Origin of the sequence: Prauserella muralis, from assembly GCF_003202285.1 — a bacterium.
GTDB classification, from domain to species: Bacteria; Actinomycetota; Actinomycetes; order Mycobacteriales; family Pseudonocardiaceae; genus Prauserella_B; species Prauserella_B muralis.
Map to the genome: position 1 here is coordinate 164356 of NZ_MASW01000002.1, position 13702 is coordinate 178057.

At 73.5% G+C, this 13702-nt stretch carries 11 protein-coding genes; 4 read left to right on the top strand and 7 right to left on the bottom strand.

Annotated elements, in window-relative coordinates; genetic code table 11:
• Positions 1-219: 219 nt before the first annotated feature.
• The 4 genes from BAY60_RS11835 to BAY60_RS11850 all read right to left on the bottom strand — a co-directional run bounded on the left by BAY60_RS11835 (position 220) and on the right by BAY60_RS11850 (position 5923).
• Positions 220-993: a 2-keto-4-pentenoate hydratase gene (locus tag BAY60_RS11835; protein WP_112281007.1), complete on the bottom strand. Its 774-nt coding sequence runs from the start codon at positions 991-993 to the stop codon at positions 220-222.
• A gap of 49 nt (positions 994-1042) precedes the next feature.
• Positions 1043-3748: an FAD-binding and (Fe-S)-binding domain-containing protein gene (locus tag BAY60_RS11840; protein ID WP_112282322.1), complete on the bottom strand. Its 2706-nt coding sequence runs from the start codon at positions 3746-3748 to the stop codon at positions 1043-1045.
• Positions 3749-3826: 78 nt separating this feature from the next.
• Complete coding sequence (locus BAY60_RS11845) at positions 3827-5104, bottom strand: hydroxyacid-oxoacid transhydrogenase (RefSeq protein ID WP_112281008.1); 1278 nt, start codon at positions 5102-5104, stop codon at positions 3827-3829.
• A 111-nt stretch (positions 5105-5215) separates the two neighbouring features.
• Positions 5216-5923: a GntR family transcriptional regulator gene (locus BAY60_RS11850; protein ID WP_112281009.1), complete on the bottom strand. Its 708-nt coding sequence runs from the start codon at positions 5921-5923 to the stop codon at positions 5216-5218.
• 43 nt (positions 5924-5966) lie between these two features.
• Between BAY60_RS11850 and BAY60_RS11855 the strand changes: the two genes are divergently transcribed.
• The 3 genes from BAY60_RS11855 to BAY60_RS11865 are packed head-to-tail and all read left to right on the top strand — an operon-like array spanning position 5967 to position 9670.
• Positions 5967-7118, top strand: a complete 1152-nt coding sequence (locus BAY60_RS11855; protein ID WP_112281010.1) for a CaiB/BaiF CoA transferase family protein — start codon at positions 5967-5969, stop codon at positions 7116-7118.
• 44 nt (positions 7119-7162) lie between these two features.
• A complete protein-coding gene (locus BAY60_RS11860; RefSeq protein ID WP_112281011.1) occupies positions 7163-7942 on the top strand; it encodes an SDR family NAD(P)-dependent oxidoreductase in 780 nt (259 codons plus the stop codon).
• Between the two features lie 51 nt (positions 7943-7993).
• Complete coding sequence (locus BAY60_RS11865) at positions 7994-9670, top strand: beta-propeller domain-containing protein (RefSeq protein WP_112281012.1); 1677 nt, start codon at positions 7994-7996, stop codon at positions 9668-9670.
• A gap of 83 nt (positions 9671-9753) precedes the next feature.
• On the opposite strand, the gene BAY60_RS11870 is transcribed toward BAY60_RS11865, so the two are convergent.
• The 3 genes from BAY60_RS11870 to mtnA form a co-directional block, all read right to left on the bottom strand.
• Positions 9754-10239: a pyridoxamine 5'-phosphate oxidase family protein gene (locus BAY60_RS11870; protein ID WP_170160386.1), complete on the bottom strand. Its 486-nt coding sequence runs from the start codon at positions 10237-10239 to the stop codon at positions 9754-9756.
• Positions 10240-10307: 68 nt separating this feature from the next.
• A complete protein-coding gene (locus BAY60_RS11875) occupies positions 10308-11195 on the bottom strand; it encodes a phosphotransferase family protein (RefSeq protein ID WP_112281014.1) in 888 nt (295 codons plus the stop codon).
• Positions 11196-11206: 11 nt separating this feature from the next.
• The gene (mtnA, locus tag BAY60_RS11880) at positions 11207-12199 is read right to left on the bottom strand and encodes an S-methyl-5-thioribose-1-phosphate isomerase (protein ID WP_211330306.1); all 993 of its coding nucleotides are present in this window, start codon (positions 12197-12199) and stop codon (positions 11207-11209) included.
• 138 nt (positions 12200-12337) lie between these two features.
• On the opposite strand from mtnA, the gene BAY60_RS11885 reads away from it, so the two are divergent.
• A complete protein-coding gene (locus BAY60_RS11885) occupies positions 12338-13690 on the top strand; it encodes a TrpB-like pyridoxal phosphate-dependent enzyme (protein WP_112281016.1) in 1353 nt (450 codons plus the stop codon).
• Positions 13691-13702 lie beyond the last annotated feature (12 nt).

A 13702-nucleotide genomic window follows, 5' to 3' on the forward strand; every position in this document is an offset into this window, starting at 1 on the left:
ATACCGGTTGGTTCCCCGCAATTCAACCCCACGACACCTGAAAGTCGAGGGATTTTGTGCGATACGTCTCACTCGTGTCGCCTTTGTCCCCGCCGATCCTCCACGGAGCGTCCCCACCCGGCTCCCCAATGCCACATTTGTTCCACTGGATGGAGCGAATGCCGCATTCGCTCCATCCAGTGGAGCGAATGCCGCATTGGGGAGCTTTGGGGGCGGCGGTCAGGTGAAGACGGCGGTGACGCTGCCCAGCTCGCCCATCGTGGCCTGGACGGTATCGCCCGCGGTCACCGGGAACGCGCGGGTCATGGAGCCGGGGAGCACGACGTGGCCCGGTTCCAGCGTCACGCCCAGCGGGCCGACGGTGTTCGCCAGCCACACCAGCGCGTTGAGCGGGGAGCCCAGCACGGCGCCGCCCGCGCCGGTGGCGGCGAGCGTGCCGCCGAGGTGCAACGTGCAGCCGACCAGCCGCAGGTCCACCGCGGACAGCGGGGTGGGCCTGCTGCCCAGCACCACCCCACCGGACGAGGCGTTGTCGGCGATCGTGTCGACGATCGAGATCTTCCAGTCCCGGATGCGCGAGTCGACGATCTCCAGGGCGGGCAGCACGAACTCCACGGCCCGCGCGGCGTCGGCGGCCGTCACGCCGGGCCCGGCCAGCGGGCGGCCGAGGACGAACGCGATCTCCGGCTCGATGCGCGGCTGCAGGAACCGCCCGGCCGGGATGGGCTGCTGCTCCAGGTGGAACATGCCGGAGAGCAGGTGACCGTAGTCGGGCTGGTCCACGCCCATCTGCTCCTGCATGGCCGCCGACGACAACCCCACCTTGTGGCCCTTGACCACCTCGCCCGCCGTGGTCCACGTCCGCACCTGCTCCTGCTGGATGCGGTACGCGTCGGTGACCGTCGCCTCCGGGTGATCCTCGACGATCGGGGCGATCGGCTTGCCGGTCTCGTAGGCGCCGAGCAGCTGCGCGGCCACGTCCTCGACATTCATGCCGCAACACTCACCGGCCGCGGTGACGCGGGCAAGAGGGGTGTTCCGCTCATCGGGACGCGTCCGGGATGGCCCGGTCCAGGACCTCGGCAAGGTGCAGGGCCCGCCGCCGCGTGAGGTCGCCGATCTGGGTCCGGCAGCTGAACCCGTCGGCGAGCACCAGCGTGCCCTCGGCCGCCGCGGTCACCTCCGGCACCAGTACGCGGTTCGCGGCGGCCACGGACACCTCGTGGTGCCCGCGCTCCACGCCGAAGTTCCCGGCGAGCCCGCAGCAACCGGAGTCCAGCGTGCGGTTGGCGACCCCGGCCCTGCGCAGCAGGCGCTCGTCGGCGGCGTTGCCGAACACGGCGTGCTGGTGGCAGTGCTGCTGCGTGATCGCGTCGGCGTCCAGGCTGCCGAACTCGGCCTCCGGCGCGTACCGGTCGAGCACCTCCGCCAGCGACAGGGCATTGAGGGCGGGCACGTCGAGCAGGTCGTGCACGTCGTGGCGCAGCACGGCCAGGCAGCTCGGTTCGAGACCGACGATCGGGGTGCCCGCCCGCAGGTCGGGCTCCAGGACCCGCAGCGTGCGCCGCAGCACGCGCCTGGCGATGCCGAGCTGCCCGGTGGAGAACCAGGTCAGCCCGCAGCACACCGAGCCGCGCGGCAGCACGACGTCGAACCCGGCGTGCTCCAGCACGCGCGTCGCGGCGGTGCCGATCTCGGGGGAGAAGAAGTTGGTGAACGTGTCCGGCCACAGCACCACCCGCTGCCTCCCGCGCGCCGAGGGCATGGGCCTGCGGCGAAACGCCCTGCGCAGCGTCGTGCGCGCGAACCGGGGCAGCGAGCGTTCCGGCGTGATGCCGCCGAACCGCGCGGCGACCGGCGCCAGCGCGTTCGCCAGGCCGGGGGTGGCCGAGGCGAGCCGCGCCCACAGCGGCAGGTAGCCGAGTGAGTAGTGGCTCGCCGGGCGCAGCCTGCCCGCGTAGTGGTGGTGCAGGAACTCCGCCTTGTAGGAGGCCATGTCCACGTTCACCGGGCAGTCCGAAAGGCAGCCCTTGCACGCCAGGCACAGGTCGAGCGCGTCGCGAACCTCCGTGGAGCGCCAGCCGTCGGTGATCGTCTCGCCGCGCATCATCTCGAACAGCAGCCGCGCCCGGCCGCGTGTGGAGTGCTCCTCGCGGCCCGTGGCCATGTAGCTCGGGCACATCACGCCCGACGAGGTGTCGACGCACTTGCCGACGCCAACACAGCGCCGGGTCGCGGTGGCGAGGCTGCCGCCGTCGTGCGGGTAGCGCAGCGTGATCGGCAACTGCCGGACGGGGCCGTCGAAGCGCAGGTCGGCGTCCAGCTTGCGGGGTCGCACGAGATTGCCCGGGTTGAGCAGGTCGTCCGGGTCCCAGACGGCCTTGAACGCCTCGAACAGCCGCAGCAGCTCCGGCGAGTACATGCGCGGCAGCAGCTCCGCCCGCGCCTGGCCGTCGCCGTGCTCGCCGGACAGCGAGCCGCCGTGGGCGACCACCAGGTCGGCGGCGTCCTCCATGAACGCCCGGAAGCGCGCCCGGCCCGGTGCCGTCGTGAGGGGGAAGTCGATGCGGACGTGCACGCAGCCCTCGCCGAAGTGCCCGTACGGGATGCCGTGCAGGCCGTGCTTGTCCAGCAGCGCGCGGAAGCCGCGCAGGTAGGCGCCCAGGCGCTCCGGCGGGACGGCCGCGTCCTCCCAGCCCGGCCACGCCTCGCCGCCCCCGGGCAGCCGCGTGGCGATGCCGGCGGCGGCCTCCCGGATCGACCACAGCTGGCGCTGGTCGGCGGGGTCGGCCGCCACGACGGTGGCGGCGCCGGTCTCGCGGTGCAGCCTCGCCGCCACCTCGTCGGCGCGGGCGCGCGCCTCGGCGGCGTCCGCGCCACCGACCTCGACGAACAGCCAGCCACCGCCCTCGGGCAACCGGTCGAGCGCAGGGGGACGCCTGCCGCGCACGAGCAGCGCGTCGATGAGGTCCGCGCCCATCCCCTCGCACGTGAGCGGGTGCAACGGCAGGACGTGCGGTACGGCGTCGGCGGCGGCGACGTCGTCGGCGTACCCGGCCACCACGAGCACCCGCGCCGCAGGCGAGGCCACCAGCCGCACGGTGGCCTCGGCCAGCAGCACGCAGGTGCCCTCCGTGCCGACGAGCGCACGCGCGACGTCGACGCCGTTCTCCGGCAGCAGGGCGTCGAGCGCGTAGCCGGACACCCGCCGGGGCAGTGCGGGAAAGCCCTGCCGCAGCAGCGCGAGATGGCCGTCGACCAGCGCCCGCAGCTCGTCGCCGCGCGGCCCGGGAGGCAGGCCCTTGCCGAGCTCCATGCGGGTGCCGTCGGCGGTGAGCACGTCGAGCGCGACGACGTTGTCGGCGGTGCGGCCCCAGGCCACCGAGTGCGAGCCGCAGGCGTCGTTGCCGATCATGCCGCCGATCGTGCAGCGGCTGTGCGTGGAGGGGTCGGGGCCGAACGTCAGCCCGTGCTCGGCCGCCGCGGCCCGCAGCGCGTCGAGCACCACGCCCGGCTGCACGCGGGCGGTCCGGTTCTCCGGGTCGAGGGACAGGATCCGGTTGAGGTGGCGGCTGCAGTCGATCACCACGCCCTCGCCGAGGGCCTGGCCCGCGATGCTCGTGCCCGCGCCCCTGGCCGTCACAGGCACGCCGTGCGCCCGGCACACCCGCAGGATCGCCCGAAGGTCGTCGGCCGAGCGGGGGAACGCCACGGCCGCGGGCACGTGCCGGTAGTTGGAGGCGTCCATGCTGAACGCCGCGCGGGCCGTGCGATCGCCCTCCACCTCACCGGCGATGGCGTCGGCGAGCTCGTCGAGGAACACGGCTCACCAGTTCTCGACCGAGTCGGCGAGCACGGCGGCGATGTCGTCCTCGGACACGGCGCGGGGGGCGACGGCGAGTAGCCGCTGCTGCTGCATGGTGCCCTCCACCAGCGCGGGGATGTCGCTGTCGGTGTAGCCGACGCCGCCGATGCCGTTGGGAATGCCGATGTCGCGCATGAGCGACGACAGCACGAATGGCAGCTGTTCGCGGGCCTCGGCCTGCCGCGGGGCGCGCGGGTCGAGGATCGCCGCCGCGTGCAGGTGCTTGTCGGGGTCGGTGGGGAAGGTGAACCGGAACGCGGCGGGCGCGGTGAGCGACACCGACTCGCCGTGGGGCACCAGCGCCTCGTCCTGCGGGTAGTTCGCGGGCCGGTACTCGCGCACGCGCCCGGCGATGGGATAGGCGCACGCGTGCGGGATGTGCACCCCGGCGTTGCCGAATCCCATGCCCGCGAACGTGGCGGCCAGCATCATGTCCGTGCGTGCCTGCAGGTCGCCGCCGTCGAGGACCGCCTTGCGGAACGAGCGCGCCAGCAGCCGCAGCGCCTGCTCGGTCCACGCGTCGGAGATGGGGTTGGAGCCGTTGTAGGCGACGCGGGTCTCGGGGCTGTGCCGGGGAAACGACGTGTACGGCTTGGCGGTGTAGGACTCCAGCGCGTGGCACAGCACGTCCATGCCGCTCGCCGCGGTGACCTCCGGCGGCATCGACAGCGTGAGCAGCGGGTCGATCACGGCCATGCTGGGGCGCAGGCGGGGGTGGCTGATGCCCGACTTCACCTTCAGCCCGAGGAAGTCCATGACGCACACGGGCGTGGTCTCCGAGCCGGTGCCCGCCGTGGTGGGCACGGCCACGAGCGGCTTGAGCGGGCCGGCGGGCGCCCTGCTCTCGCCGAGGGGCTTGTTGACGTAGTCGAAGAGGTCGGCGGGGTAGGTGGTGAGCAGGTTGACGGCCTTGGCGGTGTCGATCGCCGAGCCGCCCCCGACGCCGACGAACCCGTCCCATTCGGACTGCCGGGCGAACTCGACCGCCTCGGTGATGCTGGCGTCGGTGGGCTCCACGTGGGCCCGGTCGTACACCTCGACGGTGAGGCCGCCCGCCTTGGCCGCGTCGGCGACCCGCTGCGGCACGCCGGTGGCGGCGACGCCGGGGTCGGTGACGATCAGCACGCGCCGGGCGCCGAGCTGGGCCAGGTCCCAGCCGATCTCGTCGACGGCGCCCGCGCCGAACTTCAGCGGAGTCGCGCCCCACGTGAAGACGGTCTCGGTGAGGTACTCGGTCACGGTGTCTCCTTCCGCCGACGGTGCCGGACGAGACCGCTCGGCCTGCGCGAGAGTGGCATGCCACATGCCACTGGTCAAGACACCGTACCGGGGCCACGACGGCCCCGCCGGTCAGCCGGGGAACGCGGTCCAGTCGAGCGAGATCTCGGGCAGCGGGTCGCCGCTCTCGGCGGCCTCCTGGCCGATCAGCAGCCGGGCCGTGTGCAGCAGGTGCGCGCGCATGGCCTCGGCCGCCTCGCGGGGCTTGCCGTCCTCGATCAGCGCGAGGATGGTCTCGTGCTCGGCGAGGATGTCGTGCAGCCCGCGCGAGCGGTCGACGGTGGACGTGCCCCGCAGCAGCACCATGTCACGCAGCGAGTCGATGTAGCGGGCGAGCCGCAGGTTTCCCGACGCCGCGTTGATCGTCTCATGGAAGCGCCGGTCGGCGGCCATGAACTCCGCCTCGTCATGGGCGTCGGCGGCCTCGCGCATCGTGTGCAGGTGCCCGGCCAGCTCCCGCACCCAGTCGCCGTCGGCGAGGCCGGCCGCCCGGAACGTCGCGGGCACCTCCAGCAGCAGCCGGATCGCGAAGACCTCCTCCAGGTCGTGCAGCGAGGTCTGCAGCACCCGGATGCCACGGTTGCGCTCGAAGCGCACCATGCCCCGCTCGGAGAGCTGGATCAGCGCCTCGCGCACGGGCGTGCGGGACACGCCGAGGCGGGCGGCGAGATCGTGCACCGAGTACAGCGCCCCCGGCACCAGCTCGCCGCTGACGATGGCACCGCGCAGCTCCTCGAAGATCTCCTTCGCGAGGTTCCGGTCGGTGTCGATCTGCCGCATCGGGTCATCTTCGCACGTGGCGGCGTGGCTACAGTTGGCTTCCATGAGCAGGCTTCCGCTGGACGGCGTCACCGTCGTGGCTCTGGAACAGGCGGTCGCGGCGCCACTGGCCACCCGCCAGCTCGGCGACCTCGGCGCGCGGGTCATCAAGGTCGAGCGGCCCGGCACCGGTGACTTCGCGCGCGCCTACGACGAGACGGTGCGCGGCATGTCGAGCCACTTCGTGTGGCTCAACCGCAACAAGGAGAGCATCGCGCTCGACGTCAAGGACGACGGCGACCGCGCGGTGCTGGAGGCGCTGCTGGCCACGGCCGACGTGTTCGTGCAGAACCTCGCGCCCGGCGCGGCCGACCGGCTCGGGCTCGGCACGGACGCGCTGCGGCAGCGGTATCCGCGGCTGATCGTGTGCAACATCTCCGGCTACGGTGCGAGCGGGCCCTACCGCACGAAGAAGGCCTACGACCTGCTCGTGCAGTGCGAGGCCGGTGTGGTGTCGCTGACCGGGACCGGGGACGCCCCCGCCAAGGCGGGCATCCCGGTCGCCGACATCGCCGCGGGCATGTACGCGTTCAGCGGCGTGCTGTCGGCGCTGTACGAGCGGGAGCGCACCGGCGAGGGGACCGGGTTCGACGTGGCGATGCTCGACGCGCTCGGTGAGTGGGTGGGCTTTCCGTACTTCTACGCCGCCTACGGTGGCACGCCACCGCCCCGCAACGGGGCCCGGCACGCGGCGATCTCGCCCTACGGCCCGTACACCACCGGCGACGGCGCGGCCGTGTTCATCGGCGTGCAGAACGAGCGCGAGTGGGCCGCGCTGTGCGAGCACGTGCTCGGCGAGCCGGAGCTGGCGCGGGACCCGCGGTTCGCCAGCAACACCCTGCGCGTCGAGCACGACACCGAGCTGACGGAGCTGATCGAGCTGGCACTGGCGGGGCTCACCGCCGAGCAGGTCGAGGCCAGGCTGGACGAGGCGGGCATCGCGAACGCGCGTATGCGCACGATGAGCGAGTTCGCCGAGCACCCGCAGCTCGCGGCTCGGCAGCGGTGGGCCGAGGTCGGCTCCCCGGTCGGCCCGTTGCGGACGCTGCTGCCGCCGATCGACGTGCCGGGCCGGACGCCGCGCCTCGACCCGGTCCCGGACGCGGGCGAGCACACCGCCGCCATCCGCGCCGAACTCGGCTTCGGCAGCGGCTGAAATCCGGTTGAGCCGCGCGCGGACGGCGGCCGATACTCGCGGCCGTGATCGACACCGCGCTGGAGGGCAGGATCGTGCTCGTCACCGGAGCCGCGAGTGGCATCGGCGCGGCGATCGCCCGCGCCTTCGCCGCGCAGGGCGCGCGGGTCGCGGCGCACTACCTGGACGGGCAGGAGGAGCCGCCGCCCGGGGTCAGCTGGGAGCACCACACCACGCCCGCCGAGCAGGCCGAGCGGTTCGCGGCGGAGCTGGGCGGAGCCGTCGCGGTGGCGGCGGACCTCGCCTCGCCCGGCGCCGCGGCCACGCTGTTCGGCGAGGTGGAGCGCCGCCTCGGTCCGGTGGACGTGCTGGTGAACAACGCCGCCCACTGCGAGAGCCCGGACACCGTCGACAGCCTGAGCGCCGAGGCGCTGGAGCGCGCCTACCGCGTCAACGCGATCGCGCCCGCCCTGCTGACCGCGGAGCTGGCACGCAGGAGCGGTCCGGGGCAGGCGCCCTGCGTCGTGAACATCAGCACCGACGCGGCCAGGGCCTTTCCCGGCCAGATCGGCTACGGCACGTCGAAGGCGGCGCTGGAGGCGCTGACCAGGGCGAGTGCGCTCGACCTCGCCGCGGCGGGCATCCGGGTCAACGCCGTCGCGCCAGGGCCGGTGCAGACCGGCTGGATGGGAGAGGAACTGCTCGAACAGGTGCGGGCGATCGTGCCCCTCGGCCGGGCGGGGGAGCCGGACGACATCGCGGACGCGGTGGTGTTCCTCGCCTCGCGGCAGGCCCGGTGGATCACCGGGCAGGTGCTGCAGGTCGCCGGAGGGCACGCGCTGTAACGGTCGCCGCGGCCGTGCAACCGGATCGCGGCCGGGTTCCGTCCAGAGCGCATGAGACTGCGAGCCGCGTGCGTGCTGGTGTCCGTTGCGTTGCTGACCGCTCCGGCGTGCACGGGGTCCTCGGCCGGGCCGCCCTCGGCGGGACAGGCATCGCTCGCGGCCTTCGGCTCGTGCGACGCCGCGCTGGAGGGCCTGCGCGAGGCCCTGCGGTCGGGGGCGCCGGCGCCGCAGCCCGCCGACCGCGAGGGAGCCGTGGTCGCGCAGGGTGCGGCGCCCGCGGGTGCGGTGCCCGACGTGCGGGCGGAGGCCTCGGCGCCCGCGCACTCGACGACCAACAACCACGAGCAGGGCGTGGAGGAGCCCGACATCGTGCAGACCGACGGGCGCCGCATCGTCACCGTCGCCGACGGCCGCCTGCGCGTTCTCGACGCGGCGACGAGGACCCAGACGTCCACACTGGACCTTCCGGGCGGCGGGCGGCCGAGCCGGCTGCTGCTCGACGGCGACCGGGCGCTCGTCGCGGGCCAGGACGGGAGGCTCACCCTCGTGGACCTCGCGGGGGCGCCGCGGACGATCGGCACGCTGAGCGTTCCCGGCACGATGGTCGACGCGCGCCTGGTGAACGGGCGGGCGCGGGTCGTGCTGCACACGTTGCCGAGGTTCCCGCGCGACGTCCCGATGCCGCAGCCCGCGGCGGCGGCCGGTGCCATGACCCTCGACGACTGGCTGCCGCGCTACGAGCTCGAGGCGGGCGGGCGCAGCGAGAGCGGGCGGCTCGTCGACTGCGACCGGGTGCTGCATCCGCGGCGCTACACCGCGACGGGGATGCTGACAGTGCTCTCGATCGACCTGGCAGGCGAGCTGGGCACGGGCGAGCCGGTGACGATCGCCGCGGACGGCCGGGTCGTCTACGGCACGGCCGAGACCCTCTACGTCGCCCACGACGCCACCGGACGCACCGAGATCCACGCGTTCGACATCACCGGAGCGGGCCCTGCCCGCCACGTCGCGTCGGGCGTGGTGGAGGGCACGCTGCTCAACCAGTACGCGATGTCCGAACACGACGGTCACCTGCGCGTGGCGACCACCACCGGCGCCGACAACACGGTGACCGTGCTCGCGCGCCGGGGCGATCGGCTCACCGAGGCCGGCAGGCTGGGCGGGCTCGGCAAGGGCGAGCGGATCTATGCCGTGCGGTACTTCGGCCCCGTCGGCTACGTCGTGACGTTCCGGCAGACCGATCCGCTGTACACACTGGATCTCGCCGACCCGGCCGCGCCGAGGGCGGTGGGGGAGCTCAAGATCACCGGCTACTCGGCCTACCTGCACCGCGCGGGGGAGGGCAGGCTCATCGGGGTGGGCCAGGAGGCGGACCTGCAGGGCAGGGCGCTGGGCATGCAGGTGTCGCTGTTCGACGTCGCCGACCCGGCCAGGCCGCGCCGCGTGGCGCAGCACCGGCTCACCGGTGGCCTGGCGCAGGTCGAGTCGGACACCCATGCGTTCCTGTACTGGGAGCCGGAGCGGCTGCTGGTGCTGCCCACCGACACGGACGCGCTCGTGCTGCGCGTCGGCGACGGCAACCTCACCGAGCGGACCCGCATCGCGCACGCCACACCGGTGTTGCGGGCCCTGGTCATCGGTGCGGACCTGTGGACGGTGTCGGCCTCGGGTGCGCTCGTGCACGACCTCGCGACGCTCACCGAGCGGAGCCGGATCCCGTTCCCCTAGCGCCCGGCAGCGCGGCCGCGCCCAAGGTGCCCTCGGGTACGTATCCGGTACCCACGGTGCCCTTCGGCTCGCGCCGCACGGGGTCAGGCCGCCAGCTCGACGGTGCCCGCGGCGTTCAGCGGGTCACGCAGCAGCCGCACGAGCGACATGCCCACGCCGTAGGTGGTGAGCCTGCGCATCGGTGTGATCCGGAGGAAGCAGCCGTCCGGCAGTTCCAGCTCACCATGGCTGGTGACCGCCTTCAGCCGTCCCGCGCCCGCCAGCCGCACCAGCTCGGGGTGGTCGACGGGCAGGATCTCGGCGCGGCCCTGGAACTGCACCGACGACGGCGTGCCGACCGGAAGGCGGCGGATCGGGATGCACACGGCGACGTGCGGGTTGGCGGCGATGTTGCGGGCCTTGCGGCTGCCGCGTTCGGTGCTGACGTAGAGCGTGGTGCCCACCGCCTGGTAGAGCACACCGGCCACGTGCGGGCGCTGCGCGGGTGAGCTGGTGGCCAGCGTGCAGAACGAGCGCTTCGCGATGGCCTTCAGTGTCTTCTCGTGGGTTCTGTTCTCGCGTGTGGTCATGGCTCCAGCGAACCGCGCGCGGGCCTGCCGCGACATCGTCGAGAGGCTCGCGTGCATGCGCGTGGCGCTCAATCCCGGCCTGCGGGCAGGAACCAGGTGCGGGCGAGCGCGTCCAGGGTGGGCTCCGGCGGCGCGGGCAGGCGGCGCAGGTAGCCTGCCAGGTTGGCGTAGCGGTGCAGCAGCGTGTAGGCCAGGCAGCGGCGGGCGAAGCACACGTCCAGCGCGGCGGGCGAGTAGCCGTAGCCCAGCAGCAGCGACCGCAGGAACCGGGTGTCGCCACCGGCGAGGAAGACGCCGGCCGCCACGAGGTCGTACTCGGCCGCGCCGCGCATGGCGGGTTCGAAGTCGAGCAGCCCGCTCACGTGCCAGCGCTTGCCGTCGTGGCGCAGCAGCACGTGTTCCCGCATGAACTCGGTATGCAGCAGCACGGGCTCCGGCTCGCCGAGGTCGACGGCGTCGAGGAAGTCCGGGAGCTGCCGCAGCCACCGCTCGTCGAGGCCCAGCTCCCGCTGCTCGGCGGCCACCACCCCGCGCCGCGCCGCCACGAACCCGGCCCAGTCGCGCGGTTCCAGCTCGGTTAGCGCGGGATCGTCGACGGCGTGGAGGGCGGCCAGCGTCTCGCCGAGGCTCGTGGCCAGCCCGGCGCGTTCCGGTGTGGACAGCCGAGGCCAGGCCGAGGCCAGGCTCTCGCCGTGGAGCCTGCTCATGAGCAGCCACCACCAGCCCCGCCACTCGCCCTCGCCCACCACGGCGGGGGTCGGCACGGGCAGCCTGCCGTCGAGGGCACGCAGCACCAGGGTCTCGGTGCGCGCCTCGGCGGCATCGCCGGGCGGGTAGAGCTTCAGCACGAGGTCCTCGCCGACGGCGTAGACGGGCAGCGAGCCCTCCGGGAAACGCTCGACAGGGCCGGTCAGGCCGAGCCGCGCGCAGAGCGCGGCGACGGGAAACTCCTCCACGAACGTCGACGCTAGCGGGCCGCGCCAGCGAATATCCCGTGCTCGGTGACGACGGCGGTCACCAGTTCCACCGGGGTCACGTCGAAGGCCGGGTTGAACACCGGCGCCCCGTCCGGGGCGATGCGGGCGCCCGCCACGTGGGTGAGCTCGCCCGCGTCGCGCTGCTCGATGACGATGGCGCCGCCGTCCGGCACCGTCTTGTCCACTGTGGAGGACGGGGCGACGACGACGAACGGGATCCCGTGCCGGGCGGCGGCCACGGCCAGGCCGTAGGTGCCCACCTTGTTCGCCACGTCGCCGTTGGCCGCGACGCGGTCGGCGCCCACCAGGACGCAGTCCACCAGTCCCTGGGCCATGGCCGCGGCCGCGGCCGAGTCCGGCAGCAGCCGATAGGGCACCCCGGCCCTGGCCAGCTCCCACGCGGTCAGCCTGGCTCCCTGCAGCAACGGCCGGGTCTCGTCGGCGAGCACGTACTCGACGTGGCCCGCGGCGTGCAGGTGCCACACGGCGCCGAGGGCGGTTCCCCAGGCCACCGCGGCGAGGTGGCCGGTGTTGCAGTGGGTGAGCAGGCGCAGCGGGCGGCGCGCGCAGCGCTGCAGCACGAGGTCGGCGGCGTGGGCCGAGGCCTCGCGGTTGACGCGCTCGTCCTCGGCGAGCATCGACCTGGCCTCGGCCAGCACGGCGCCGGCGCCTTCCGGCAATGCGGCGAGCGCGCGTTCGACACCCCAGCGCAGGTTGACGGCCGTGGGCCGGGCGGCGGCGAGCCGCTGGGCGTCGGCGTGCACGGCGGCGGTGTCGGTGCCGTGCACGCGGGCGGCCAGCGCCACCCCGAGCGCACCGGCGGCGCCGAGGGCGGGCGCTCCGCGCACGGCGAGCCGCTGGATGGCGGCGATCAGGTCGTCGACCGAGGCGACGTGCAGCAGCCGGTACGTCGCGGGCAGCGCGCACTGGTCCACGAGCACGATCGCCGCCTCGTGCTCGTCCCAGTCGATCGTTCGGGCCACGCCCCCATTGTCCCGCCGTCCGGTCACCCGGTTCACCCACATACGCCTCTCCGGTCTCGCCAGGAGCGAGCAAGGGAGATTTACTAGCGTCTGGCGAGAGTAAAGGTCCCTTGCTCACCAACGAGGCGGAGGCGCGAGATGACCAGTCGTACCAAGTACCTGCTCGACGAAGAGGACATGCCGACCCAGTGGTACAACGTCGTTCCCGACCTGCCCGAGCCGCCGCCCCCTCCGCTGCACCCGGCCACGCGGGAGCCGGTCGGCCCCGACGACCTCGCGCCGCTGTTCCCGCAGGCGCTCATCGGCCAGGAAGTGACGACTGATCGTTTTGTCGATATTCCCGGCGAGGTTCTCGACGTCTACCGGCTGTGGCGGCCCTCCCCGCTCTACCGCGCGCGCAGGCTGGAGAAGGCGCTCGGCACACCGGCGCGGATCTACTACAAGTACGAGGGCGTGAGCCCCGTCGGCTCGCACAAGCCGAACACCGCGGTGCCCCAGGCGTTCTACAACGCCGCCGAGGGCGTCCGCCGCCTCACCACCGAGACCGGCGCGGGCCAGTGGGGCAGCGCGCTGGCGTTCGCGTGCGCCACCTACGGCCTGGAGTGCGAGGTGTGGCAGGTGCGCGCCTCCTACGACCAGAAGCCCTACCGCAAGATCATGATGGAGACGTTCGGCGCGACCGTGCACCCGAGCCCGTCCGACCTCACCCAGGCCGGGCGCAAGGTGCTCGCCGAGCACCCCGACTCCACCGGCAGCCTCGGCATCGCGATCAGCGAGGCCGTCGAGCAGGCCGCGGGCGACCCCAACGCCCGCTACGCCCTTGGCAGCGTGCTCAACCACGTCCTGCTGCACCAGACGGTGATCGGCGAGGAGGCGATCAAGCAGTTCGCGCTCGCGGACGACCGCCCGGACGTCATCGTCGGCTGCACCGGCGGCGGCTCCAACTTCGGCGGCCTGGTGTTTCCATTCCTGCGTGAGAAGCTGGCGGGCCGGATGGCACCGGAGATCCGCGCCGTCGAACCGTCGGCCTGCCCCTCGCTGACCCGCGGCCGCTACGCCTACGACTTCGGCGACACCGCGGGACTGACGCCGCTGATGAAGATGCACACGCTCGGCCACGAGTTCATCCCCGACCCGATCCACGCGGGCGGCCTGCGCTACCACGGCATGTCGCCGCTGCTGTCGCACATCTACGAACTCGGCGTCATCGACGCGCTCGCCGTGCCGCAGCAGGAGTGCTTCGCGGCCGGGGTGCGGTTCGCCCGCAGCGAGGGCATCATCCCGGCGCCCGAGCCCACCCACGCGCTGGCCGCCTGCGTGCGCGAGGCGTTGCGCTGCAAGGAGGCCGGCGAGGAGAAGGTGATCCTGACGGCGCTGTGCGGGCACGCGCACCTGGACCTGCCCGCCTACGCGGCCTACCTCGGCGGGCAGATGGTGGACAACGACCTCGCCGAGGACACGCTGGAGACGTCGCTGGCGGGCATCCCGTAGCGGGAAAACCAC